Genomic DNA, 25,077 nt, shown 5'->3' with positions numbered 1-25,077 from the left:
AAGAGCCAATGAAGAATAGTTTGCAAGAGCTCCTGCCGCCGCAGGCGATGGCCGGCGATTTCGATATCGACGACCCGGTCGAGATCCTGCACGAGCAGACCAAGTTCCACCGCGCCACGCTGTCGGGCCAGGTGAAGAACATCGTGCGCTATCTGCGCCACCCGGCCTACATCGCGCGCGGCGCGGCCGGCTACAACGTGTTTCCGTCCTGCCCGCGCATCGAGCTGCCCGAGCCGACGTTGGGCATGGGCGGCCTGGCCGAGGTCATGGCCGGCCGCAGCAGCGCGCGCGGCTTCGCCGGCGCGATGACGTTGCAGGAGTTGTCCAGCCTGCTGCACCACGCGCTGCGGGTCAACCGCGTCAAGAGCAGCGACGCGGCGCCGCACGTCAAGCTGGCGTTCCGCGCCTACCCGTCGCCGGGCGGGCTGTATCCGACCGAGTTCTACTTTTTCCTCAACCAGATAGAGGGCGTGGAGCCCTGCATCGCCCACTACGACGCGCGCAACCACTGCCTGCGCCTGCTCAAGCCGCAGGACGGCAACGCCTTCGGCACGGCCGAGGTGAAGGGCGGCGAATCTAGCCTCAAGGCGCCGCTGGTCTGCGTGATGACCAGCGTGCCGCAGCGCGCCACCGCCAAGTACGGCGCGCGCGGCTACCGCATGGCGCTGCTGGAGACCGGCCACGCCTCGCAGAACCTGTGTCTGACGGCGCAGGGGCTGGGACTGGGCTCGCTGGTCTACGGCGCCTACTACGACGACGAGCTGGCGGCCTTGCTGGACATCGACGGCGTCACCGAGACGGTGGTGTCGGTGATGCTGCTGGGCCGCGACGCGACTAGCGGAGCCGCCGCCGCATGAACGACAGCGCCTTCAACGCGATGGCCACGCCGTGCGGCTCGGCGGACGGGGAGACACCGGTCGCGCTGCGGCTGCGCCAGGTGGCTTTCGATGTGCTGAACCTGGCCGTCGCCGCCCGTCGCGACGAGGCTTTGTTGGCGTTGGACCAGTTGTTCGGCCTGCGGGGCCGCTTCCCCAGCTACCCGCTGCTGCTCGATATGGTGGCCGGCAAGCTGCCGTTCCAGCGGAGCGGCGCGCTGTTTGTGCTGGGCGGCGATCCGCTACCGGCCGCCTTGCAGCGCCATTTTGAAGAGGCCATTGCCCAGTGCCAGCAGTTCCTCGGCCTGCCGGCGCCTTGCATCATCGTCCAATGCCGCGCCGAGAACCGCGACCTGCATTGGACGCTGGAGAGCTTCCCTGGCCTGGCGGTGCTGCACCTGTCGACGCTGTCGCCCGGCTACCCGGACGATCTGCGCGCCGTGCAGTTCCACGAGGTCGCCCATTGCTTCCTGACCTGCGGCGTGCGCCTGCTCGACGAGGGCCTGGCGCAGTTGTTCGCCAGCCGCTTCGGCGGGGCCGCGCTGCCGGCGGCCAATCCGGACCTGCTGCCGCCGCTGCGCACGCTGCTCAGCCGCGCCTCCGACAGCATGTTCGGCGAAAGCGTCGACAGCGACCTGGCCGTCTATTTGGCCGCCTGCCGCGCCGGCGTCGATTTGCTGGAAACGATATACGCGCAGGGCGGGGCGGAGCGCATCGTGGGCTTGTTCGCCGCTGTGGCGCGGGCCGGCTCGGAGGCGCAGATCGCCCGGCTGGTCGAGCAAGCCAGCGGCCAGGCGTTGCCGGCCGCGTCGGCAGGCAGCGGACCGGACGCGGCGCAGGCCACATTGATCGAACAAGCGCGCGACGCCGTCTTCACCGCCTGGATCAACAAGAACCCGGCCGACTTGGACGCCAGCATCGCCGCGCTGGAGGCGGACGCCGTCTTCACCGAGCCGGCGCTGCTCGACAGCCTGATCGGCGCCCAACTGAACCGCGCGCTGTTGCAGGTGAACTTCCACAGCGCGCCGCCGGCCGCCCAGGTGGCCCACCTCGACATGCTGCTCAAGGCCGGCGAGTGTCTGCCAGCCGGCCGCCTGTGGCTGTGGCGCGGCACCCGCGCGATCCTGGCGATTTTGCTGGCGCGGCCCAACGTCATCAAGGTGGCGACGGCCGGCCAGCAGGCCATCCAGGCGTTCGACAAGGCCGCCCAGCTGATCCCCAACGACCCCGATTTGCTGGTGCAGCACGCCTCCTTGCTGCTCAACGCGCCGGAGAAATACGGTGGCGACCGCGACCTGGGCGTGACCAAGCTGCGCCAGGCGATGCAGAATCCGCTGTACCACGAGCACGCCCGCAACGTGCTGCTGGAGTACGGCGTCGACGCCGGCCCGCCGCTCGACGTGGCGCCGACGGCATCGGCGTCGGCGTCTGCATCGGCATCGGCGGCCATATCTCCAGCCACATCGGCAGCCATGTCCGCAGCCATATCGGCGCCGGCCCGCGCCGCCTTGGCGAACGACGCGCCGGTGATGCTGCAAACGACCGGCCTGGAGCTGCGCCTGTCCGCCGCCTTCACGCTGCGGCCGGGCGACCTGACGCTGCGCTGCGGCGAGCGGGTGGCGTTGGTCGGCCGCAACGGCAGCGGCAAGTCGATGTTGATCGAAACCCTGCTCGGCCTGCGCCGCCCGGACAAGGGCAGCGTCGCGCTGCTGGTCGGCGATCCGCGCAGCGCCGCCACGCGCCAGCGCATCGGCGGCCTGCTGCAAGGCTCCGACCTGCCGGGCCAGACCCGCATCAGCGAGATGATGGCGCTGCACCGGACCATCTACCACCGCACCGACCCCGCCGTGACGCGCGCGCTCGGCCTCGAAGAGCTGCGCGACCGTTTCTGGTCGCAGCTGTCGCGCGGCCAAAAACAGCGCGTGATGCTGTGGCTGGCGCTGGCCCACGTGCCCGAATTGGCGCTGCTGGACGAGCCCTCGCTGGGCCTGGACGAATGGTTCGCCCGCGCCCTGCGCGAGCTGCTGACCCAACTGCCCACCACACTGCTGGTGATCTCCCACGTGCCGGCCGACCTGCTCGGCATGGACCGCATCGTCTGCCTCGACGGCGGCAAGATCATCGCCGACGGCTCACTGGCCGAGCTGATGTCCGGCCAGGTTGGCGCCTTCAAGGGCCGCCTGCGGCAAACCTTGGACGAGCCGGCGCGCCAGGCCATGCTGGCCTTGCCCGGCCTGGTCAAGCCGCCGCGCCAGTGCGACGACGGCTGGGAACTCTACGGCGGTGCCGGCTTCGACCAGACCTTCCGCCACTTCATCGAACAGCAGCGCGTCGCCGCCTTCAGCCTGGAGGCGGTGTCGGTGGAGGACTTCCTGGCCCATATCGCTCACGCTGCGCACGACACCCCCACGAATTTGCCCAAGGCCGCGCCACGATGAAGACACTGCTGCATCTCGTACAAGCCGACCTGGCGATGTTCCTGCGCGGCCGCCTGGCTCTGTTCTGGACCTTCGCCTTCCCGCTGCTGATGCTGGTCATGCAGATGGCCTTGTTCGGCCACGACGTCAAGCTCGGCCCCGTCTCGCTGGCGATGGTCGACCAGGACCACAGCGCCATCAGCCAGGACTACCAGCGCCACTTGCAGGCCGGCCTACGCCAACAGCGCAGCGTCGCCTTCAACGTGCTGGCGCCCGAGCAGGTGGCCGAGGCCGACTTCGTGCTGACCATCCCGGCCGGCTTCGCGGCGAACGTGGACGCCGGCCGCAGCACGCAGATGGATCTGCGCAACGGCGCCGGGAAAAGCGACAACGGCGGCGCGGCCTACGACGCCGCCTACGGCATGTTGCGCGGCTATAGCGACGCCTACAACCTGAGCGGCCTGCAGGGCGCGCCGCGCGTGGCGCTGCCGCCACCGGCCGCCGCCCCGGCGGCCAGCCTGGACTACCGCCTGTTCCTGGTCACCGGCCTGGCCGGCTTGGTGATCCTGTCGACCAGTTTGATGGGCTTCGCCGGCCCGCTGGTGGCGGCGCGCGAGGGCGGCATGTTCCGCATGTACCAGCTGTTCCCGATGCCGACCGGCGTCGTCGTCGCGGCCTGGTGCTTGTCGCGCCTGCTGATCGTGCTGCTGGCCAGCCTGGCGATGTTCTTCGCCGCCTGGGCCATCTACGGCGTGCGCATCAGCGCCGGTCCCGGCGCCATCGCGCTGGCGGTCGGCATGCTGGCGCTGGGTTCGGCCGCCTTCCTGGCGCTCGGCCTGCTGATCGCCGCGCTGACCAATAGCGTGGCCGCCGCCACCATGCTGTGCAATCTGCTCTATTTTCCGCTGCTGTTTTCGGGTAATCTCATGATCCCGCTGGGCGGCCTGCCCAAGGCGCTGCGCGAGGCGGCCGACTGCCTGCCATTGAACGCGATGATGGCCAGTATCCGCCGCGCGCTCACCGTCGGCATGGATTGGCGCAGCGACGCCTACAGCGTGCTGGTGCTCGGCGCGATGTTGGCGCTGTGCCTGCTGCTGGCGGTGCGGCGCTTCACATGGATGCCGCGTTCGCAGTAAAACAAAAAACAAAACCCAGGAGACAGCAAGACATGACGGAGTACGTTGAACAAAGCGGCCGGCGACGGTTGAAGGTGGTGTTTATATTGGTGGCATTGGTGGTGTTGGCCAGCACGCTGGCGGCGATTTTCGGTCACCGGGCGTTCGCGCCGGTGCCGTTTCCCCGCGCCGGCGGCCAGGCCAAGCTGACGGTCGAGGTGAGCGGTGCGGCCAACGCCAAGGGGCAGGTGATGGCGGCGGTGTGCGACGAGGCGAGCTTCCTCAAGGTGTGCCCTTACATGCTGACGCAGAAGGGCGCGGCGAAGTTGACCTTCCAGTTCGAGAAAATCAAGCCGGGCCGCTACGCCGTGATGCTGTTCCACGACGAGAACGGCAATGGCGCGTTCGACAAATCGGCCAACGGCATGCCGCTGGAGGGCTACGGCTTTTCACGCAACGCCAAGGGACATTTCGGCCCGCCGAGCTTCGAGGAGGCGGCCATCGACATCAAACCGGGCGTGGACCCGATCAACATCGAGCTGGCCTACTAGTTAGCCGCACGACGACACATCGAAAGCACAGCAAGCATGGCGATACTAGAAGTCGAGGCGGTGAGTAAGCATTTCCAGCGCGGTGCCGAGCGCATCGTGGCGCTGGACGCGGTCTCGTTCCGCATCGACCAGCCCAGCGTGACGGCCATCGCCGGGCCGTCCGGCAGCGGCAAGAGCACCTTGCTGGGCATGCTGGCGCGTTTCGACCAGCCGGACAGCGGCTGCATCCGCGTCGACGGCGAGCGGCTCGACCAGATCGCCGACGCGGCGCTGGACCAGTACCGCAACCGCAAGCTGGGCTTCGTCTTCCAACAGTTCAACCTGATCGGCGCCTTGACGGCGCTGGAGAACGTTGAGCTGGCGCTGGCGCCGCAGGGTCTGCCCGCGCGCGAGGCGCGCGAGCGCGCCAGCGCGATGCTCGAGCAGGTCGGCATGGCGCAGCGGCTCGGCCACGCGCCGGCCGAGCTGTCCGGCGGCCAGCAGCAGCGCGTGGCCATCGCCCGCGCGCTGGTCAACCGCCCCAGCCTGGTGATCGCCGACGAGCCGACCGGCAACCTCGACAGCAAGACGGCGCAGCAGCTGCTCGAGCTGATCGCCAAGCTGAACCAGCAAACCAAGACCACCTTCATCATCGCCACCCACGACCAGCGCGTGATGGACATGGCGCAGCGCGTGATCCACCTGGAGGACGGCCGCCAGGTCGCCGGCCCAGTCGCAGCCGCAGCCGCGGCCGGAGCAGTAGCCGGTCATGGGCGGACGGCATGAGGCAGTGGCTGTTTCTGGCGCTGCGCAACGTGCGGCGCAACGGCCGCCGCTCGCTGCTGCTGGGCGGGACCATCGCCGTCGGCACGCTGGCGCTGCTGCTGTTCGTCTGCTATATCGCCGCCTCGCTGGACGGCCTGCGCGAGAGCACCATCCGCAGCGGTTTGGGCCACGCCCAGCTGGCCGCGCCCGGGCAGTTCGACGGCTACGCCGAGCAGCAGTTGCAGTTCGGCCTGGACCGCGCCGCCATGGGCCGGCTCGAGGCCGCGTTGGCGCAGGAGCCGCAGGTGCGCCGCGTGGTGCCGCGCCTGCAGTTCAGCGGCCTGGTGTCGAACGGCCCGCGCACACTCAATTTCGAAGGCAGCGGCGTTATGCCCGACCGCGAGCGGCAGGCCTTCGGCGCCTTCCAATCGCTGGCCGAGGGCCGGCCCTTGAACGCCACGCCGGAGGGGCGCTACCAGGTCTTGATCGGGCGGGAGATGGCGCGCCGGCTGGGCGTGCGGCCCGGCCAGTCGATCACACTGATGACGACGACGGCCAGCGGCAGCGTCAACGCGATGGATTTGGAGATCGTCGGACTGGTCGCCACCGGCGTGCCGCAGAGCGACTTGTATCTGTTGCAGCTGCCGCTGGAGACGGCGCAGGAGCTGCTGCGCAGCGAGCGCATCTCCAGCGTGGCGCTGCTGTACCAGGCCAGCGAGCAGGCCGACACCGTCTCGGCGCGGCTGCGCCAGCGCCTCGGCGCCGACATTGAATTGAAGACCTGGCAGCAGCTGGCGCCCTTGTATTCGCAGGTGCTGGCGCTGTTCCGCAACCAGTTCGTGGTGTTCGGCGTGGTGATCGGCATGATCGTCTTCCTCGGCGTGGCGGCGATGACGCTGACCACCATCTACGAGCGGGCGCGCGAGATCGGCACCATGCGCGCGATGGGCATAGGCCACGCCACGGTGCGCCGCCTGTTCGTCTTCGAGGGCATGCTGCAAGGCGCGCTGGGCGCGCTGGCCGGCGCCGCGCTGGCCTACGCGGCGACGCTGGCGATCAACGCCGCGCGCATCGAGCTGGCGCCGCCGCCGGGCCGCAACGTCGGCGTGCTGCTGCAACTGCTGTGGGTGCCGGAGTACGGCGCCGCCGTGGTGTGCGCCTTGCCGCTGGTGGCGATGCTGGCCGCATGGACGGTCAGCCGCCGCATCGCCCGCATGCCGATCATGCAATCCCTTTCGATACAGTGAGCCAGCCGATGCCATTTTTGTCCCCCCAGGACCGGGCTGCCGCCGGCCCCGACGCCTTGTTGGCGTCGTCGCCGGCCCCGTTGTTCGCCCCGTTGTTGCCTGCATTGCTGGCCGCGCTGCTCGCCGCGCCGTTTAGCGCCAAGGCCGCCGCCGCGCCTTCGCCGCAGGAGATCTTGCGCCAGGTGGACCGCTACCGCCTGCCGCTGAACAGCTTCGAGGCCTCGGTGCGCATCGTCCCGGTGCAGGGCGGGGTGGAGCAGGAGGCCGGCACCTACATCGTGCGCGGTGCCAACCACAACCAGGCGCTGGTCGAGGCCACCAGCGTGGAGCAGCGCGGGCAGAAGTTTTTGACCACCGACAGCGACATCTTCTTCTACGCGCCGCGCACGCGGCGGGCGATCCGCCTGACGCCGCTGCAAACGCTGCGCGGCAAGGCCTCGATCGGCGACCTGGCGCGCATCAGCTTCGAGAACGACTACGAGGTGGCGCTGGCCGAGACGGCGCAGCCCGGCTGCCCGGCGGACAGCTGCGTGGCGCTGGCGCTGAGCAGCAAGAACGAGGCCGCCACCTACACCCGCATCACGCTGCTGGTGGGGCGCCAGCGCGGCCAGTATGTGCCGTTGAAGGCCATGTTGTACGTCGCCAGCGGCAAGCTGCTGAAGCTGGCCGTGTTCGACGCGGCCAGCGGCGGCCTGCCGCCGACCACCCATTACTCCGACCCGCAGCAGACCGCCGACGAGACCCGCGTCGTGTTCGAGAAGATCCGCGCGGTCGACTTCCCGGCCAGCACCTTCAACCCGCGCAGCCTGGAACAATGAGGCTCAAGCCGCTGCTGCTGGCCTGCCTGCTGCTGTGCGGCGGCGCCCGCGCCGAGGACGCGGCCGGCGGCAACGCCGACGCCGACTGGGTCGGCGGCTTCGCTCTGCTCGGCCGCGAACGTGCCGTGCTCAACGCCACGCCGCTCAACGAGGCCAACTTCCTCGACCTGGCCGAGCACAAGACCGAGCTGGTCGGGCTGTTGGAAGGGCGCTACCAGCAGTTCAGCTGGCGCGCCCGCGTGGAGACGGCGCACAGCGACGTGGCGGGCGAACGGCAGCGCTCCGCGTTCACACTGCAGGAGTTGAACCGGGTGTTCCAACTGAACGACGCGGTCAAGCTCTCGCTGGGCAAGCGCCTGTACGCGCTTGATCCGTCCTACGTCAACCAGCCGCTGGGATTCTTCCAGAAGCGTAGCGACTTGAGTGACCCGCTCGACTCGCTCGGCCAGTCCGAGGGCCTGCCGATGGCGGTGCTCAGCTGGACCGGCGCCAGCGCCAGCGTGGCCGCGCTGTACAGCCGCGACGCGCGGCGCCACGCCGACGGCTACAACCGTGGCGTCGAGCAGTCGCTGCTCAAGTTCGGCTACGAGTTCCCGCAACTGAGCGCCAGCATCGTCCTGCGCCGCGCCAGCGGCGAGGCCAACGGCATCGGCGCCGCCTTGAGCGGCGCGGTGGGCGACACACTGTCCTGGTACGGCTCGGCCTACAGCGCGCGCGGCAGCCAGCGGCCGATTGTCGCCGGCTTGACGGCTCCCGATGGCAAGCTTGGTGTTGCCGCCAACGTTAGCTTGCATGCGAACGCCGGCGGCGCGTCGGATGCGGACGGCACAAACGGAACAAGCGGAAGCAGCGGAAGCAGCGGCGGCGCTGGCGGGCAGGGCGCCTACGGCCCGCTGCGCGCCAACGACGGCCGCCGCTACCACCGCGCCACCATCGGCTTGGTGTGGACCTTGCCGGACCTGCCCAAGCTGCAGTTGGAGTACGCCTACGATGGTCGCGGCCTGTCCGACGCCCAGTTCGGCCGCCTGCTCGCCTTGGTGGCGACGAATCGCGAATCGGCCTTGCCGGCGCCTGCCATCGCCGGGCTCCAAGCGCAACTGGCGCAGCTGTTGGTCAGCCAGGGCGCGCGGCGGCGCTATTTGAGCGTGTCGCTGGCGCAGACGGCCGGCGACTGGGAGCTGGGCGGCGGCGTCTACCTCGGCCAGGACGACCGCAGCCGCGTATGGCACGGCACGGCCGACTATCGCCTGGACACGCGCACCACCCTGATGATCTCAGCGCTGCACCAAGCCGGCGCCGCCGACTCCGAGCGCACCCTGTCGCCGCTCGGCAGCAGCCTGGCGCTGCGCCTGCGCCGGCAGTTCTAGCGCCGCCAGCTCAGCAACAAACAGGCGGGGTCAGTGCCGACATTCGGACATTCACCGCATGAATGTCCGAATGTCGGCACTGACCCCGGGGCTGCGGGGCGAACTATTGGCGCAGCGAAAACGAGAAAGAACTTATACTGCCCATTTTGCTCACACGGGAACGCCCAATGTCCATCTCCCTCTCATTGCGCCTGATCTGCGCGACCGGCGCGCTGGCCGCCTGCTTGAACGTCAATGCCGAAAGCTTCGCCTCGTCGGCCTCCAGCGCCGGTTCGGCGTCGAGCGGCAGCGTGTCGGACTCGCTCGGCGGCTCCAGCAACAGCTCGCGCGACGACAAGCGCAAGGTCGCCGACGGCGAATACCGCATCATCCAGATCGCCGCCACGCCCGAGCGCGCCGACCGTACCCGCGTGACGATGCAGGCCGACGATCCGCAACAGCGCGTCGTGCTGGACCTGCCGCGCGAGACCTTCGACCAGCAGCGCCTCGCCGCCGGCGATGTGATGTATGCGCGTAACCGGGTGTATGGCGTCGAGTTCGGCCGTGGCGACACGCGCCAGCCGTTCTATCTGGTGCTGGCCGACGAGTGGTACGGCGAGCTGGCCTCGCGCCCGGTCAGCCTTTGAAGTCAGCCCGCGCGCGATCCCGCGCGCTGGCGGTGACCAGATTGCCCAGCTTCGCCGGCTTCACCGGCTTCACCGGCTTCACCGGCTTCACCGGCTTCACCGGCTTGGCCGGAGTGGCCAGGGCGGCCGCGTTGGCTTGTCTGGTGCTAGGGGCGGCCGGCGCGGCACACGCCGGCGGATTGTCCGGTTCGTCCGGTTCGTCCGGCGCCTCGCGCTTTTGTGACCGTTCGCAGCCGCTCACCGCGTCCGAGCAGGACCGTTTGCTGCGCTTCGCCGCCGTGCTGCGCGAGGAACTGGCCGGCGGCGACGAGGACGTCGCCCTGGTCAGCCGTTCGGGATTGGACTTGTCGCGCTTCGGCATCCGCTATTCGCATGCCGCGCTGGCCTGGCGCGCCGACAGCGGCGTCTGGTCGGCGCGGCAGCTGTATTACGCCTGCGACGAAAGCCGGCCGAGGATCTTCGACCAGGGCCTGGCCGGCTTCGCCATGGGCACGGACGATCCGGCGATGGGGTATTTGTCCATCGTGCGCTTGCCGGCACAGGCGATACAGTCGCTGCGGCCGGCCTTGCTCGACATGCCGCGCGTGCAGCATCTCCTCGCCGCGCAGTACAGCGCCAACGCCTACGCCTTCAGCCTGCGCTACCAAAATTGCAATCAATGGATCATGGAGATGTTGGCCGCCGGCTGGGGCGAGCTGGCGGACGGCGACGATTTGCGCGAACGCGCCCAGCGTTGGCTGCGCGCGGAGCGCTACATGCCGGAGCCGGTCGATGTCGGTTCGCGCTTGCTGATGCTGGCCACGCACTTCGTGCCGCTGCTGCATTTGGACGACCATCCGGACGACGACCGCAGCGCGATGCGGCTGCAAGTGAGCCTGCCGTCGACCATCGAGACCTTCGTGCGGGCGCGCTATCCGGCCAGCGAGCGCGTCGAGCTGTGCCACGACGAGCAGCAGATCGTCGTCCACCGGGGCTGGACGCCTGTCGCCGAGGGCTGCAAGCCGGGCGAGGGCGACCGCGTGGTGTCGCTGCGCGATTGATTCTGCGTCCTGCGTTTGGCAGCGATGCAGCTGAGTTCAGGAGACCCAACGGCGGAAATCTAGGGTCAGACCCTAGGGTCTGACCCTGGCTCTTTGCCTTTGGGTGGTTCGGGCGTCGCCTGCTTAGGCGCGCAGGCGCTGGCGCACGGGTTCGGCCGGGGCGGCCTGGCGCGCCGCGCGGGCAGCCACCGCCAGCGCCTTGGCCGGCACGGCGCGCGGCGCCAACCGCAGCACGTCGGCGCCGGTGCCGGCCGCGCGCGCGGCGTCATCCACCCGGTCGACCTTGAAGTGGCTGACCAGCGTGGTCAGCTTGTTGGCCTGCTGGTGCATGGCCTCGGCGGCGCCGGCGGCCTCCTCGACCATGGCGGCGTTGTGCTGGGTGGCGCCGTCCATCTCGGTCAGCGCGAGGTTGATCTGCTCGATGCCGCTCTCCTGGTCGGCGCTGGCCTGGCTGATCGAGGCCATGATGGCGGTCACCCGCTGCACGCTCTGCACCACCTCGTGCATGGTGGCGCCGGCGCTTTTGGCCAGCTGGCTGCCACTGTCGATCTTTTCGGCCGAGTCGTTGATCAGCTTCTTGATCTCGCGCGCGGCGGTGGCCGAACGTTGCGCCAGGCTGCGCACCTCGCCGGCGACGACGGCGAAGCCGCGTCCCTGGTCGCCGGCGCGGGCCGCCTCGACGGCGGCGTTCAGCGCCAGAATGTTCGTCTGGAAGGCGATGCCGTCGATGACGCCGGTGATGTCGACGATCTTGTGGGCGAAGTCGTTGATCGCCTCCATCGTCTCGACCACGTCGGACACCACGCGGCCGCCCTGGCCGGCCACGTCCGAGGCCGACTGCGCCAGCTGGTTGGCGGCGCGGGCGTTGCCGCTGTTCTGTTTGACGGTGACGGTCAGCTGCTCCATCGACGAGACGGTTTCCACCAGCGCGTCGGCCTGCTGCTCGGTGCGGCGCGACAGGTCCAGGTTGCCGGCGGCGATTTCGCGCGCGGCGTGGTCGATGTCGGCGGCGCCGTCGCGCACCTGGGCGACGGTGTGGGCCAGGCGGCCGTTCATGTCGTTGAGGGCGTCGAGCAGTTGGCCGATCTCGTCGCTGCGCTGGTGGCGCAGGGTGGCGCGCAGGTCGCCGGCGGCGACGCGCAGGGCCAGCGCGACGGCCTGCCGGAGCGGCACCACGACGCTGCGGGTGAGCAGCCAGGCCAGCACGGCGCAGGTGAGCAGGGCGGCGGCGCCGAGGGCGCTGAGCAGGATCTGGCTGTTGCGGAACTGGGCGGCCGACTCCTCGGCCAGCGCGCGCGCCTGGCCGGTCTGGTGCTGCAGCAGCGCCTCGACGGCGGCGCCGTACTGCTTGAAGGTGGCGGCCATGCTGGTCTCGACCAGCTCGCCGACCTCCTGCGTCTTGCCGAGGTCCTTCAGGCGGAACACCTCGGTCTGCACCGCCAGATAGGCGCCCTTGTGCTGCTGCACGGCGCGCCACAGCGTCCGCTCGGCGCCGTCCTGCGGCAGGGCGCCCAGCTTCTGCTCCAGCGCGGCCTGGGCCTTCTGGCCGCCGGCCAGCTCGGCGAGGAAGTATTCGGCCACCTCCAGGCTGTCGCTACGGGCGATCGAGGTGGCGCGCAGGCCGTTGAGGCGGGCGGCGGCGAGCAGTTCGGCGCTGAGCTGCTGGCGCGCCAGCTTGTCGTGCACCAGGTCGGAGGTGAGCGCGTCGGCGCTGTGCATGCGCCACAGGGCCAGCGCCGACATGCAGGCCATCACCAGCAGAACGATGGCGAAGGAGGCGATGACGCGGAGACTGGTGGTGAGCTTGGGGAGTGTCATGGTGGGGTCCAGGGTGTGGGGACTGCGGAAGTGGACCCAGCATACCTGCCGTTTGTGACACTGTAATTACATACAAGAAACAGTTGTTGCTATTTATGAAAGTCGACACGGAAGCGCACCGGGCCGACCAGTTCCACCTCGTGGCGCATCTGCGGTTCGACCACGCCGAACAGGTCGGGCGTCAACAGCAGCACCTCCTGCTCCGGTTCGCTGATGTGGTAGCGCAGGCTGCCTTCGAGGACGGTGATGCGGCCCCACACGCCGGCGGCCGTGGTGTGGCCCTTTTGCAGCGCGGCGGGCGTGCTGGCCTCGGTGAACTCGGGGCTGCTTCTGTAGTGCGTGACGTGGGCGGGCAGGGTTTTCATGGCGACTCCGGTGGGGCATGGGTTCAGGTGGGGTTCAGGCGACTTCGAGCTTGCCGAAGAAGCCGTACTGCAGGCTGCCGCCGATGCGCCGCGCCACGGTCATGAACTCGGCCGCCACCTCGGGCGCGAAGAGGCGGCCGGTGGCGGCCTCGAACAGCGCCAGCCAGCGGCGGAAGTGCTCCGGCTGTACGCCGCCGAGCAGCATGTGCTTGCCGAACACATTGCCTTGGAAGTCGCGGCTGCCCAGCATGACGGTGCTCCAGAAGTCGACCATGCGTTCCAAGTGCGGTCCCCAGTTGGCGCCGATGGCCTGGTTGAACAGAGGGAAGAGTTCGGCGTCGCGCCGCACCTCGTCGTAGAATTCGTTGACCAGGGTGGCGATGGCGGCGCGGTCCAGCGTGCTTGATGGCATGGTGTCGGTTTGCTTGAGTGGATGGGGAAATGGTAAGCGATATCGCGGTATAAAGCAATATTTTAGATGAATGTTTAAGCTGGGCGGCTCAGTGCGCCATCAACACCGGCACCGTCATCGCCCGCAGCACGGTGCTGGTGGCGCCGCCCAGCACCATCTCGCGCAGGCGGGCGTGGCCGTAGCCGCCCATGACGATCAGGTCGGCGTCCAGCTCGGCCGCCAGCGACAGGATGGCCTCGCCGATGTCGTCGGCGGCGGGCCGCTCGCTGACCTCGACCTCGACGCCGTGGCGCGCCAGGTAGAGCGCGATGTCGGCGCCGGGCACCTCGCCGTGGACGCTGTTGTGGGCCGAGGGCTGGAACACCGCCAGCGTGACCAGGCCGGCGCGGCGCAGCAGCGGGATGGCGGCGGTCAGCGCGCGGGTCGCCTCCAGGCTGCCGTCCCAGGCCAGCAGGGCGTGGCGGTCGATGTGTTCGAAACGGCCGACGCGCGGCAGCACGAGCACCGGCCGCATGCTGTTGAGCAGCACGTACTCGGGCAGCGTGGCGACGATGCCGGGGCCGGCCTCGCCTTCCTCGGGCTGGCCGAGCACCACCAGGTCGGCGTAGCGGGCCTGCAGCGCCAGGCCGGCCTCGGCGTCGTCGTCGAGGCGGCGCGCCTCCCAGCTGCGCACGCCGAGCCGCTCGGCCTGGGCGGTGAAGCCGGCCAGCGCGCGGTCGGCGCACTCGTTGAGGAAGGACAGGTCGGGCGTGACGAAGCCGGCGCTGGGGTCGACCGCGCCGCACTGGTAGATGAACTGGGTCAGGCCGGTCATGGCCGCGCCGACCAGGTGGGCGTCCTCGGTCATGGCGAGCTGGGCCGCCAGCGCGACCCGCTCGGGCGTGCGCTTGGACGGGTCGACGTGGACCAGGATGGTGCGGTAGGACATGGTGGCTCCTTGGGCGGATGGCGGGCGGCGGACCGGAACGGGCCGGACTGTGCCTTCCATGGTACGAAGCGCACCCCGAAAAATGATTGATCTAGATCAAAAACGTCAGCATTGCCGTCCCGGCAATGGGGGGCGGCCGCTGGCGGCTATCAAACCACCCAGGGGCCAGGGTCAGACCCTAGGGTCTGACCCTAGGTTTTCGCCGTTGGGTTTTCTTTGGGCCGCTGGTGCCGCGCTCAGATCGTGCCGTAGCGCCGCATCAGCCAGGCCTTGCCGGTCTGGCACAGCGCCAGGTAGCCGAGCAGGATGGCCGGCAGCGCCAGCCAATAGCCGGGCGGCATGGCGGCGAAGCCCAGCGCGGCGCCGAAGGGCGACACCGGCAGCCATACGCCGACGCCGCAGATGCCCAGCGTGGTGGCCAGCAGGGCGCGGCTGGGCTTGCTTTCGACGAAGGGGATGCGGCCGGTGCGGATCACGTGCACCACCAGCGTTTGCGACAGCAGCGATTCGAGGAACCAGCCGGTCTGGAACAGGGCCGGGTTGACCCCGGCGCCGAAGCCGAACCACAGCACGGCGAAGGTGAGGTAGTCGAACAGCGAGCTGATCGGGCCGAGCACCAGCATCACCCGGCCGATGTTGGCGATGTCCCAGCGGCGCGGCCGGCGCAGGTAGTCGGCGTCGACGTGGTCGCTGGCCAGGGTGGTTTGCGACACGTCGTACAGCAGGTTGTTGAGCAGGATCTGCACCGGCGCCATCGGCAGGAAGGGCAGCAGCACGCTGGCGCCGAGCACGCTGAGCATGTTGCCGAAGTTCGAGCTGGCGCTCATGCGGATGTACTTGCTGATGTTGCCGAACACCCGGCGGCCCTCCAGCACGCCGTCCTTCAGGGCCAGCAGGCTCTTTTCCAGCAGGATGATGTCGGCCGACTCCTTGGCGATGTCGACCGCGCTGTCGACCGAGATGCCGACGTCGGCCGCCTTCAGCGCGGCGCCGTCGTTGATGCCGTCGCCCATGTAGCCGACCACGTGGCCGCCGCTCTGCAGCGCGCGGATCACGCGCGCCTTCTGCGCCGGCGCCAGCTTGGCGAACACCGTGGTGGTTTCGGCGCGGGCCGCCAGGGCGTCGTCGTCGAGGGCGTCGATGTCGCTGCCGAGCAGGGACTGCGGCACCTCCAGGCCGACATGGCGGCACACGCTGCGGGTGACCGCCTCGTTGTCGCCGGTCAAGACCTTGACGGCGATGCCGTAGTGGCGCAGCGCGCGGATGGCCGCCGCCGCGCTGTCCTTGGGCGGGTCGAGGAAGGCGATGTAGCCGACCAGCACCAGGTCGGCCTCGTCGGCGGCGCCGAAGCCGGCCGCGCCGGCCGGTATTTCGCGGCAGGCCACGGCGATGACGCGGAAGCCGTCCTCGTTGAGCGTCTCGACGACGCGGCCGAGGGCGGCGCCGTGGTGGTCCCGCAGGGCGATCAGCTCGCCGTCGAGTTCGGCGCGGGTGCAGACGGCCAGCACCTCCTCGACCGCGCCCTTGCAGATCAGCACGCGGCCGCCGTCGGCCCGCTCGACGATCACCGACATGCGGCGGCGCTGGAAGTCGAAGGGCAGCTCGTCGACCTTGCGGAAGCCGGTCTCGGGCTTGATGTGCTCGTGCTGGTCGACATAGCGCAGCACGGCGACGTCGAGCAGGTTCTTCAGGCCGGTCTGGTAGAAGCTGTTGAGGTAGGCGTATTCGGTGACGCGGGCCGAGTCCTTGCCGCCGATGTCGAGGTGTTTCTCCAGAATCACCCGGTCCTGGGTCAGGGTGCCGGTCTTGTCGGTGCACAACACGTCCATCGCGCCGAAGTTCTGGATGGAATTAAGGCGCTTGACGATGACCTTCTTGCCGGACATGGCCAGCGCGCCCTTGGCCAGGTTGATGGTGATGATCATCGGCAGCATCTCCGGCGCCAGGCCGACCGCCACGGCGACGGCGAACAGCAGCGCATGCAGCCAGTCGCCCTTGCCGAAGCCGTTCAGCAGGAACACCAGCGGCACCATCACCAGCATCACCCGCATCATCAGCCAGACGAATTTGTTGACGCCACGGTCGAAGCTGGTCAGCTCGCGCTGGCCGGACAGGTCGGCGGCGATCTGGCCGAAGCTGGTGGCGTCGCCGCTGGCCACCACCACGCCGCGGGCGCTGCCGCTGACCACGGTGGAACCCATGTAGGCGATGTTGGGCAGGTCGAGCGCGGCCGGGGCGGGGGCGTCGCCGCCGTCGGCATTGGGCGGCAGGGCGTGGGCCTGTTTTTCAACCGGCATGGCCTCTCCGGTCAGCGCCGACTGGCTGACGAACAGGTCGCGGCAGGACAGCAGGCGCAGGTCGGCCGGCACGATGGCGCCGGCCGACAACAGCACGATGTCGCCCGGCACCAGTTCGGCCAGCGCCACCTCGCGCGGCAGCGGCCCGCCGGCGCTGCCGCGCAGCACCGTGGTGGTGGTGCGCACCATCGAGCGCAGTTGCTCGGCGGCGCGGTCGGAGCGGTGCTCCTGGACGAAGGACAGCAGCGAGGACAGCACCACCATGATGGCGATGACGCTGCCGCTCCAGGTTTCGCCGGTGAGGAAGTTGACCACCGCCAAGGCCAGCAGCAGCAGCGACAAGGGGCTGGCCAGCAACAACAGGAAGCGCAGCAGCACGTTGCGGCGCGCCTGGTGGCGTATGGCGTTGGGGCCGTGGCGCTTGAGGCGCAGCGCGGCCTCGGCCTCGGCCAGGCCGTCGGCGCCGCTCTCCAGCGCGGCCAGCACGGCCGTCGGCTCCTGGCGGGCGAAGCGCAGCGTGGCTGCGGCCGCGGCGGCGGGCTGGGTGGGCATGGTCTCGCCGTTGCTGCCGTTGGCCTTGCTGGTGTGGTCGAACAAAGCGGGGTTCCTTGCGGTGGTGGCGGGCGGATGGGCGGGGGCGGCGCGCTGACCTTGTTTCTGCGACGTGCTTGCAGAATATCAATGCTTCGGTGAAAAAAATTGATATGGATCAAAATTGCCCGAACAACCAAGGTGTTGGGTGGGCAATGCTGTTTTATCGGCATATTTGATCTAGGTCAATCGGATCTACTGACTTTGGCCGCCGAGGCGCTCACAGTGGGGTGGGCGGCGCGTTGCGCGGCAAGGAATCACCACTGAGCAGGAGGAAATATGGAACACATGGAATGGTCGCCGGAAATGGCGCTGGGCATCGAGTCGCTCGACCAGGCGCACCAGGCGCTGCTGGCGCAAATGCTGCACCTGGCCCAGGCCAACGACGACGCGCTCGACGACGGCTTCGCCTTGCTGGTCAAACATCTGGAGCGCGACTTCCGCGAGGAGGAGGACTTGATGGAGACCATCGCCTATCCCGCCATCCAGAGCCACCGCGAGCAGCACGCCCGCGTGCTGGGGGCGCTGCACGTGGTGGTGCCGGGCGACCACGCCGCCGCGCGCGAGGCGCTGGGCCTGCTGCCGCTGTGGTTCCAGGTGCACTTGTCGACCCAGGACGCGGCATTGGCGATGGCGCTGAACCTGGCCGACGCCTGAGCGCCGGCGCGCTTTCAAGGCGCCAGCGGCTATCACACCACCCAACGGCAACGAGCCAGGGTCAGACCCTCAGGGTCTGACCCTAGATTCACGCCGCTGGGTTTTCCTAACTCCGCTGCGCTCACGCGGGATGGCGCAAGCGCGAATGGTTACGGCCGCTATCGCGCCTTGTAGTGCTGCCGGTTCGGATGCTGCTCGGCCTCCTCCTGGCAGGGCAGGCACATGCGTGCGCCGGGTTGGGCACGCAGGCGTTCGGTGCCGATCAGCGCGCCGCAGTTGACGCAACTGCCGTAGTTGCCGGCGGTGATGCGGCCCAGCGCGGCGTCGATGCTGCGCAGCTCGGCCAGCTCGTGGCTCAGTTGGGCCAGGTTGGCCTCGTTCTCCATGCTCGCCTCGGCCTGGTCGCCGCCCTCCTCGAAGAAGTTGGCCAGCGCCAGTTGTTGTGGATCGTCGCCCTGGTGCAGGCGTTCGCGCACGGTGGCGATCAGTTGCTGGCGCTGCGCGCGCAGTTGCGCGCCGAACTCGTCGACCAGTTGGCTGGCGAATGGCGTGGTCATGGCGTCTGCCCCCGGCTGCGCTGGGGCGCGTCGATGATGGCGTGGCGGACGGGAGTTGACATGATGTTTCCTTGTAAGCGGCCTGTGGCGCGCGGATGCTTGGGGGTTGCGAATTGGCCGAACGGCGGGGCCGGACGGCGTACCGGACGGCGTACCGGACTGATTGCCCGGCTGCACATGGCGCTGCCTTGATTGCAATGTAACTGCGTAGCCCCGTCTAGTCAGTAGGCAGATTTGATCTAAGTCAAAGATCCGGACAAAAGACTGGCGGCCCCCGCCGCCGGCTTGGCTTTTGTCAGAACAGCCCGAATACGTTAAACTGGCCGTTGCCGCTATTGAAACGCTACGCCGTCAGGACTATCCCCTTGAAGAATTTGGTAATTGAAGGACAGAGCCTGGAATGGTTGCTGACGTCGGCCACCGACGCCATGCTGATCATCGACCACGAGGGCAAGATCGTGCTGCTCAACCCCGCGCTGGAGAAACTGTTCGGTTACGCGCCCGCCGCGCTGCTGGGCCAGACCATCGAGATGCTGGTGCCGGCGCGGTTGCGCCACGCCCACGTCGGCCAACGCGCCGGCTTTTTCAGCCAGCCACGGCCGCGCGCCATGGGCGGCGGCGCCGAGCTGATGGCGCTGCACCGCGAAGGCCGCGAGTTCCCCGTCGAGGTCAGCCTGTCGCCGCTGCAAAGCGCGCAGGCGCAGCCGCTGGTGCTGGCCACCATCCACGACATCACCAGCCGCAAGGCGGCCGAGGCGGCGCTGCAGGAGAGCGAGGCGCGCATGCGCGCCATCTTCGAGACGGCGGTCGACGCCATCATCACCATCGACGAGCGCGGCATCATGGAGCGGCTCAACCCGGCCGCGCAGGCGCTGTTCGGCTACAGCGAGGCCGAGGCGGCCGGGCAGAACGTGTCCATCCTGATGCCCGCGCCGCACCGCGCCCGCCACGACGGCTACCTCGAGCACTACCTCGACACCGGCGAGAAGAAGATCATCGGCAAGGGCCGCGAGGTCGAGGGCCTGCGCCGCGACGGCACGCTGTTCCCGATGGACTTGACGGTGACGGAGATGAAGCTGGGCAACCGGCGCATGTTCACCGGCATGGTGCGCGACATCACCGCGCGCAAGGCGGCCGAGCAGCACAACCGCGCGCTGATGCAGGAGATCAGCAGCGCCAACGAGGAGCTGACCAACTTCGCCTACGTCGTCTCGCACGACCTGAAGGCGCCGCTGCGCGGCATCGGCTCGCTGGCCGACTGGCTGGCCACCGACTACGCCGAGCACTTCAACGACGAGGGCAGGGAACACATGCGCCTGCTGATCAACCGGGTGCACCGCATGGGCGCGCTGATCGACGGCATCCTGCAGTACTCGCGCGTCGGCCGCGTCAAGGAGGCGCCGCTGCCGGTCGATTTGAACAAGCTGCTGGCCGACGTGGTCGACCTGCAGGCGGCGCCGGCGCACATCCGCGTCACGGTGGCGCCCGGCCTGCCGGTGGTGGTGGTCGAGCCGACCCGCATCCAGCAGGTGTTCCACAACCTGGTGTCGAACGCCATCAAGTACATGGACAAGGCCGACGGCCGGGTCGAGGTGGCCTGCGCCGACGCCGGCGCCGACTGGCGCTTCAGCGTTTGCGACAACGGCCCCGGCATCGAGGCGCGCCACTTCGAGCGCATCTTCCAGCTGTTCCAGACGCTGGCCTCGCGCGACCGCGTCGAGAGCACCGGGGTCGGCCTGGCGCTGGTCAAGAAGATCGTCGAGATGTACCACGGCCAGTGCGGCGTCGAGTCGGTGATCGGCCAAGGCAGCACCTTCTGGTTCACGCTACCCAAGGCCGCCCCGGCGGCCGCCAATTAAGGACACCCGCATGAAAAACAGCAACAAACCCATCCTGCTGGTCGAGGACGACCACGTCGACGTGATGACCATCCTGCGCGCGCTCAAGGAGATCCACGTCGCCAACCCGGTGGTCAACATGGAGAACGGCGAGGCGGCGCTGGAGCACCTGCGCGCGCCCGGCGTCGAGCGTCCCTGCATCATCCTGCTCGACCTGAACATGCCGATCATGAACGGCATCGAGTTCCTCCACCTGGTCAAGGCCGACCCCGAGCTGCGCCGCATCCCGGTGATCGTGCTGACCACCTCGGAGGAGCAGCAGGACAAGGTCAACAGCTTCAACCTGGGCGTGGCCGGCTACATGGCCAAGCCGGTCGACTACCGCCGCTTCGTCGAGATGATGCGCTCGATCGACCTGTACTGGACCCTCAGCGAGATGCCCTGAGCCCATGAACAAACACCCGATCCGCGTCTTGATCGTCGAGGACGACGTGGTCGACCGCATCGCCTGCCGGCGCGCCTTCGCCGCCGACAGCGAGCACGACTTCATCCTGCTGGAGACCGAGAGCGGCCAGCAGGGCCTGGCGTTGGCGCACAGCGAGCGGCCCGACTGCATCCTGCTCGACTACCACCTGCCCGACCTGACCGGGCTTGAGTTCCTCGCCCGCATAGGCGCCGACCCGGTGGCCACGGCCATCCCGGTGATGATGCTGACCGGCGCCGACAGCGCCGCCGTGGCCGCCGAGTCGATGCGCCGCGGCGCGCGCGACTACCTGGTCAAGGACGTCGACGGCCACTACCTGAGCTTCCTGCCGCAGGCCATCGACCGCATGCTGCGCGAGCAGCGCCTGCTCGACGACAAGCGCCAGGTCGAGGCCAAGTTCCGCACCCTGGTCGAGCAGATCCAGGCGATCACCTACATCGCCGAGCTCGACGAGGGCGAGACCATGCGCTACATCAGCCCGCAGATCCAGACGCTGGGCTACAGCCCGGCCGAGTGGCTGGCCACGCCCGGCCTGCACGCCGGCCGCATGCACCCGGACGAGCGGCTCGCCACGCTGCAGGCGATAGTCGCCAGCCGGCGCGCCGGCACGGCGCTGCGGCTGGAGTACCGGCTGTACGCGCGCGACGGCGCCGAGCACTGGTTCCGCGACGAGGCCGAGGTGGTGCGCGACGACGCCGGCGTGCCCCTGTTCATGCAGGGCATCCTGATCGACATCACCCCCAACAAGCTGGCCGAGCAGGCGCTGCTGCAATCGCAGCACGAGCTGCGCCGGCTGGCGGCGCACCAGGAAAGCATCAAGGAGGGCGAGCGCAAGCGCATCGCCCAGGAGATCCACGACGAGCTGGGCGGCCTGCTGACCGGCATCAAGGCCTACATCAGCGTGGCGATCGAACGCGCCGAGGCGGCCGGCCGGCCGGCCGAGCCGCTGCTGGCCGACGCCGCCGGGCTGGCGCAGGACGCCATCGGCACGGTGCGCCGGGTCATCACCGACCTGCGCCCCAGCGTGCTCGACCAGCTGGGCGTGTGGGCCGCGCTGGAGTGGTATGTCGAGCAGGTCAGCCAGCGCGCCGGGCTGCACTGCAGCTGCCACATCGACGCCGCCGCCGCCGCGCTGGAGCTGGGGCCGGAGCGCAGCACGATGCTGTTCCGCATCGTCCAAGAGGCGCTGACCAACGTGGTGCGCCACGCCGAGGCCAGCGAGGTCAGCCTGAGCGTGCGCCGCGTCGCCGGCGCGCTCGAGGTGGTCATCGACGACGACGGCAAGGGCATCGACACCGAGCGCCTGCTCAACCGCGAGTCCTGGGGTATTTTGGGCATGCACGAACGCAGCCGTCATTTCGACGGCGAATTGAAGATACACGGCAAGGCCGGCCGGGGCACCACCCTGCAGCTGCGCCTGCCCTTGGAGGAAGAAAACAATGGAAGTTAAGCCGATCCGCGTGCTGCTGGTCGACGACCATGCCATCGCCCGCAACGGCGTGCGCCTGATGCTCAGCGCCGCCGACGATATTTGCGTCATGGGCGAGGCGTCCAACGCCGTCGAGGCCATCGAGCGGGTCGGCGAGCAGGTGTTCGACGTGGCCCTGCTCGACATCACCATGCCCGGCAAGAACGGCCTGGAGCTGCTCAAGCAGCTGCGCGCCGAGCAGCCCAAGCTGGCCGTGCTGATGCTGAGCACGTATTCGGAGGAGATCTACGCGGTGCGCGCGCTCAAGCTGGGCGCCTCCGGCTATTTGACCAAGGACGCGCCGACGGCGGTGCTGGTGGCGGCGGTGCGCAAGGCGGCCGCCGGCGGCAAGCACGTCAGCCCGGCGCTGCTGGAGAAGCTGGCCAGCCTGATCGGCGGCGGCGGCACCTCCAGCCACGAGGCGCTGTCGAACCGCGAGCTGGAGGTGTTCAAGCTGATCGCCGCCGGCGAGTCGCTGGTGCGCATCGGCGAGCTGATGCACCTGAGCCCGAACACCGTGACCACCTACCGCACCCGCATCCTGGAGAAGATGGGGCTGGGCAGCAACGCCGAGCTGACCCGGTATGCGCTGGAGAACGGCATTATTTGATTCGGCGGGCGCGGCGCTATTGGAGGAGCGGGGCATGGATTTCGTTTGGCATGGCGGCTCGATCTCGCGGGAGACCGTGATTCCTATCTGGAATCTATTGCCTTACGGCTACATTCCTGTACTATTCAGCTTGTACCGTAGCCGTAAGCCCTAATCGAGGGACTGCAACAACGGCCAACCGACCGGCGTGCCGTAGCACGGAATGCCCGGTGCTTGACTATCCCTGAAGACTTATGAGTTGCCCAACTTGCCATTCACCCAGTCAGGCAACTGACGTCCACTGCATTCAATGCGGCACATTGCTGATTGAATCGGCTGTGAGCCGAACCGACAACTATCTGAAATCGGCGAAAGCTGTAGACCAAAAAATATATGGTGGGGTAGGGGCCGGCCTTGCCATCGCGCTGGCGATTTTCTTGGTCCCTTCGGCCGGCGCGCTCACTTGCGCCGCTATCGTCGGCGGCTTGCTCGGCCGGATTGTTGTTTGGCAAAAATATCGATGAGGCCCGGATATTATATGAAGAAGACTTTTGTGCTGCTCCTTGCGTTGTTGGCCGGATCGGCATCGGCCGCAAGCTACGCCGGTTATCCGGTCGTCGAGGCGCCGTTCCCTATCGTCGGTGGAGAAATCGTGACGGTGGGTCTCACCGAACGGGGCGCCGTTCCCGTCGAGAACGATAAGGTCAAGATTGAGGCGGCCGGTTTTACCGTTCAGGCGTCCAAGACCACACCTGGCGGCGCAACGCTCACCTGGATATTCGCGCTGACGTCGAAGACCGCCCAGAAGGTGGAACAGGTTTCGGTCGAGGAGGTATTTACCGGTGAAACAGCGGTCATGTATCTGCAAGATAAGTCGCCTAGGCTGAGCAAAGAAGGCATGTGGAGCATGCTTGCTGCTCCTGTGGACATTACGGCGGAGACGCCGGCCTGGCTGTATGCCGGCGGCAAGCCATCCGTGTTTATTTTCAAGTTCACCGTCGTTATCCCGGGCGAGCCGGCGCAGGTGCTGTATCAGCTCAGCTCATTCTCAACGCCAACGAAGGAGCTGTTCGTTCGGCAAATTCAGAAGATCCGCGCTTCCAAAGTAACACCGGGATAGCAAGATTGGAAGTATGCGTTCTCCGGCCAGCCAGATAGCTGTGCGAAGGATATCAGTTTGGAATTTGTGGAATTGGCGTACAAGCGGCTTCGGGACGAGCTCAACACTCGTGACTACATCGCTTGGGCGGGACACTTGCTCGACGAGGGATCGCATGCCGCCAGTATCGCCGAGTTGGCAAGCTGCTCCTGGGAGGCTGCCCCCGATGCGGGGCAGGTAGAACGGATGTTCCTGGCATCTATTGTCGAACTCGGCCTGGAGTTACCAGCGGCGTTGCACGAAGCCCTGCTTGCCTATGCGAGCGCCATCTGCCAGAGTATGATTCTTGGCAAGATGGAACCGGGGGATTGTGTCGCGGAGATGCTTGCGCTAGCAGATGATAATCAAGAACCGTACATCATGTGGATATGGATAGATCTACTGCGCAGTTTTCCTGCCAACCACAAACACTACCCCGTATCGTTTCGATTCAATTCTATCCTTGACCTTGAAAACGCCGAGGATTGCATCCATAAAACGGCTCTGCAATTCATCTCGCTGTGTTCCATATCACTTCCGAACAAATTCCCCTGGGTCTGGTGTTGTCAACACTGCGCTGCTGTGAGTGACGCCGATACGTTCACCGAAGCCAGCGTGTGCACATGCGGCAAGTGCGGCACCCCGTCCGCAATGAAGAATATGCGCTTTTTCGACAATCGCGAAGCGTATCTTCGCGATAGAGGTTTTTACTAGAAAACTAGAAAATTGAAACTAACACAACGCGGTGCCACAATGTGGCTGGCTACTCTTCCTCTTCTCGTCAACTCGACCGTAATGGCCTCGGAAAATCTGGCCGATGCTCATGCCGCCCAAGTAGCCCAAGACCAATTCATTGGCTGTTTGGCCGGCTACATTGGTGCCAAGTATATGGGATCGCCGGCGCCGGACTACGACCTCACCAGGCAGTTGGCGACGAAAATCGTCAAAGAGATTGCCCCCATTTGCCCCAATCCAACGGTGTACGGGTCGGACTTGGACTTTTCTGAACCCGGCCTCGCCAACTCGTGGATGGTGGCGATGGCCGCCCAGTTTTTAGTCCTTTTCGGCAATGGTGAAAAGCCGTTGCCGAAGAAAAGGTAATTGCGCCTTAACAGAGCAACATGGTGAGCTGCCA

25 protein-coding genes are annotated in these 25,077 nt (G+C 67.8%); 19 read left to right on the top strand and 6 right to left on the bottom strand.

Features of this window, described 5'->3' with window-relative positions; translation table 11 throughout:
• The first annotated feature begins 20 nt into the window (after positions 1 to 20).
• The 10 genes from QC826_RS14745 to QC826_RS14700 all read left to right on the top strand — a co-directional run bounded on the left by QC826_RS14745 (position 21) and on the right by QC826_RS14700 (position 10,800).
• Positions 21 to 857: a SagB family peptide dehydrogenase gene (locus QC826_RS14745; RefSeq protein ID WP_174900652.1), complete on the top strand. Its 837-nt coding sequence runs from the start codon at positions 21 to 23 to the stop codon at positions 855 to 857.
• Entirely contained in the window at positions 854 to 3,313 is a 2,460-nt protein-coding gene (locus QC826_RS14740) for an ABC transporter ATP-binding protein (protein WP_279766258.1), read from the top strand. The genes QC826_RS14745 and QC826_RS14740 overlap by 4 nt, the downstream gene beginning before the upstream one ends.
• Positions 3,310 to 4,428, top strand: coding sequence for an ABC transporter permease (locus QC826_RS14735; protein ID WP_174900653.1), 1,119 nt, complete (start codon positions 3,310 to 3,312; stop codon positions 4,426 to 4,428). Before QC826_RS14740 ends, QC826_RS14735 begins: the two co-directional genes overlap by 4 nt.
• 32 nt (positions 4,429 to 4,460) lie before the next feature.
• The gene (locus QC826_RS14730; protein ID WP_279766256.1) at positions 4,461 to 4,958 is read left to right on the top strand and encodes a DUF2141 domain-containing protein; all 498 of its coding nucleotides are present in this window, start codon (positions 4,461 to 4,463) and stop codon (positions 4,956 to 4,958) included.
• Positions 4,959 to 4,994: 36 nt separating this feature from the next.
• Complete coding sequence (locus QC826_RS14725; protein ID WP_279766255.1) at positions 4,995 to 5,723, top strand: ABC transporter ATP-binding protein; 729 nt, start codon at positions 4,995 to 4,997, stop codon at positions 5,721 to 5,723.
• The gene (locus QC826_RS14720) at positions 5,720 to 6,949 is read left to right on the top strand and encodes an ABC transporter permease (RefSeq protein ID WP_279766254.1); all 1,230 of its coding nucleotides are present in this window, start codon (positions 5,720 to 5,722) and stop codon (positions 6,947 to 6,949) included. The genes QC826_RS14725 and QC826_RS14720 overlap by 4 nt, the downstream gene beginning before the upstream one ends.
• 8 nt (positions 6,950 to 6,957) lie before the next feature.
• Complete coding sequence (locus QC826_RS14715; protein ID WP_279766252.1) at positions 6,958 to 7,767, top strand: outer membrane lipoprotein-sorting protein; 810 nt, start codon at positions 6,958 to 6,960, stop codon at positions 7,765 to 7,767.
• A complete protein-coding gene (locus QC826_RS14710; RefSeq protein WP_279766251.1) occupies positions 7,764 to 9,134 on the top strand; it encodes a hypothetical protein in 1,371 nt (456 codons plus the stop codon). Before QC826_RS14715 ends, QC826_RS14710 begins: the two co-directional genes overlap by 4 nt.
• A 167-nt stretch (positions 9,135 to 9,301) precedes the next feature.
• Positions 9,302 to 9,760, top strand: a complete 459-nt coding sequence (locus QC826_RS14705; protein WP_279766250.1) for a hypothetical protein — start codon at positions 9,302 to 9,304, stop codon at positions 9,758 to 9,760.
• A gap of 104 nt (positions 9,761 to 9,864) precedes the next feature.
• Entirely contained in the window at positions 9,865 to 10,800 is a 936-nt protein-coding gene (locus tag QC826_RS14700) for a DUF2145 domain-containing protein (RefSeq protein WP_409567883.1), read from the top strand.
• A 123-nt stretch (positions 10,801 to 10,923) separates the two neighbouring features.
• Here QC826_RS14700 and QC826_RS14695 read toward each other — a convergent pair whose 3' ends face one another.
• The 5 genes from QC826_RS14695 to mgtA all read right to left on the bottom strand — a co-directional run bounded on the left by QC826_RS14695 (position 10,924) and on the right by mgtA (position 17,217).
• Positions 10,924 to 12,618 (bottom strand): methyl-accepting chemotaxis protein, encoded by a 1,695-nt coding sequence (locus QC826_RS14695; protein WP_279766249.1) that lies wholly within the window; start codon positions 12,616 to 12,618, stop codon positions 10,924 to 10,926.
• 89 nt (positions 12,619 to 12,707) lie between these two features.
• Positions 12,708 to 12,983, bottom strand: a complete 276-nt coding sequence (locus QC826_RS14690; RefSeq protein WP_093391360.1) for a DUF1971 domain-containing protein — start codon at positions 12,981 to 12,983, stop codon at positions 12,708 to 12,710.
• Positions 12,984 to 13,017: 34 nt separating this feature from the next.
• Positions 13,018 to 13,395 (bottom strand): group III truncated hemoglobin, encoded by a 378-nt coding sequence (locus QC826_RS14685; RefSeq protein WP_093391358.1) that lies wholly within the window; start codon positions 13,393 to 13,395, stop codon positions 13,018 to 13,020.
• An 88-nt stretch (positions 13,396 to 13,483) separates the two neighbouring features.
• Entirely contained in the window at positions 13,484 to 14,323 is an 840-nt protein-coding gene (locus QC826_RS14680) for a universal stress protein (RefSeq protein ID WP_279766248.1), read from the bottom strand.
• Positions 14,324 to 14,559: 236 nt separating this feature from the next.
• Entirely contained in the window at positions 14,560 to 17,217 is a 2,658-nt protein-coding gene (mgtA, locus tag QC826_RS14675) for a magnesium-translocating P-type ATPase (RefSeq protein WP_279766247.1), read from the bottom strand.
• 273 nt (positions 17,218 to 17,490) lie between these two features.
• Between mgtA and QC826_RS14670 the strand changes: the two genes are divergently transcribed.
• Positions 17,491 to 17,868 carry a bacteriohemerythrin gene (locus tag QC826_RS14670; RefSeq protein ID WP_093388845.1) on the top strand — a complete coding sequence of 126 codons (378 nt, stop codon included), beginning with the start codon at positions 17,491 to 17,493 and terminating at the stop codon, positions 17,866 to 17,868.
• A 158-nt stretch (positions 17,869 to 18,026) separates the two neighbouring features.
• On the opposite strand, the gene QC826_RS14665 is transcribed toward QC826_RS14670, so the two are convergent.
• Positions 18,027 to 18,425, bottom strand: a complete 399-nt coding sequence (locus QC826_RS14665) for a TraR/DksA family transcriptional regulator (protein WP_279766246.1) — start codon at positions 18,423 to 18,425, stop codon at positions 18,027 to 18,029.
• Positions 18,426 to 18,790: 365 nt separating this feature from the next.
• On the opposite strand from QC826_RS14665, the gene QC826_RS14660 reads away from it, so the two are divergent.
• The 8 genes from QC826_RS14660 (at position 18,791) to QC826_RS14625 (ending at position 25,043) form a co-directional block, all read left to right on the top strand.
• The gene (locus QC826_RS14660) at positions 18,791 to 20,284 is read left to right on the top strand and encodes a sensor histidine kinase (protein ID WP_279766245.1); all 1,494 of its coding nucleotides are present in this window, start codon (positions 18,791 to 18,793) and stop codon (positions 20,282 to 20,284) included.
• 10 nt (positions 20,285 to 20,294) lie between these two features.
• Positions 20,295 to 20,708, top strand: a complete 414-nt coding sequence (locus tag QC826_RS14655) for a response regulator (protein ID WP_099416012.1) — start codon at positions 20,295 to 20,297, stop codon at positions 20,706 to 20,708.
• 4 nt (positions 20,709 to 20,712) lie between these two features.
• On the top strand, positions 20,713 to 22,197 hold the full coding sequence (locus tag QC826_RS14650) for a response regulator (RefSeq protein WP_279766244.1): 1,485 nt from the start codon (positions 20,713 to 20,715) through the stop codon (positions 22,195 to 22,197).
• Positions 22,187 to 22,825: a response regulator transcription factor gene (locus tag QC826_RS14645; protein WP_279766243.1), complete on the top strand. Its 639-nt coding sequence runs from the start codon at positions 22,187 to 22,189 to the stop codon at positions 22,823 to 22,825. The genes QC826_RS14650 and QC826_RS14645 overlap by 11 nt, the downstream gene beginning before the upstream one ends.
• A gap of 317 nt (positions 22,826 to 23,142) precedes the next feature.
• The gene (locus QC826_RS14640; protein ID WP_279766242.1) at positions 23,143 to 23,328 is read left to right on the top strand and encodes a hypothetical protein; all 186 of its coding nucleotides are present in this window, start codon (positions 23,143 to 23,145) and stop codon (positions 23,326 to 23,328) included.
• 14 nt (positions 23,329 to 23,342) lie between these two features.
• The gene (locus QC826_RS14635) at positions 23,343 to 23,924 is read left to right on the top strand and encodes a hypothetical protein (RefSeq protein ID WP_279766241.1); all 582 of its coding nucleotides are present in this window, start codon (positions 23,343 to 23,345) and stop codon (positions 23,922 to 23,924) included.
• A gap of 57 nt (positions 23,925 to 23,981) precedes the next feature.
• Positions 23,982 to 24,656 carry a hypothetical protein gene (locus QC826_RS14630; protein ID WP_279766240.1) on the top strand — a complete coding sequence of 225 codons (675 nt, stop codon included), beginning with the start codon at positions 23,982 to 23,984 and terminating at the stop codon, positions 24,654 to 24,656.
• 39 nt (positions 24,657 to 24,695) lie between these two features.
• Complete coding sequence (locus QC826_RS14625; RefSeq protein WP_279766239.1) at positions 24,696 to 25,043, top strand: hypothetical protein; 348 nt, start codon at positions 24,696 to 24,698, stop codon at positions 25,041 to 25,043.
• Positions 25,044 to 25,077 lie beyond the last annotated feature (34 nt).

This window comes from Rugamonas sp. DEMB1, assembly GCF_029834475.1.
Classification (GTDB): Bacteria; Pseudomonadota; Gammaproteobacteria; order Burkholderiales; family Burkholderiaceae_D; genus Rugamonas; species Rugamonas rubra.
Note: the sequence above shows the minus strand (reverse complement) of the source record. Positions and strands in the feature narration are given on the sequence as shown.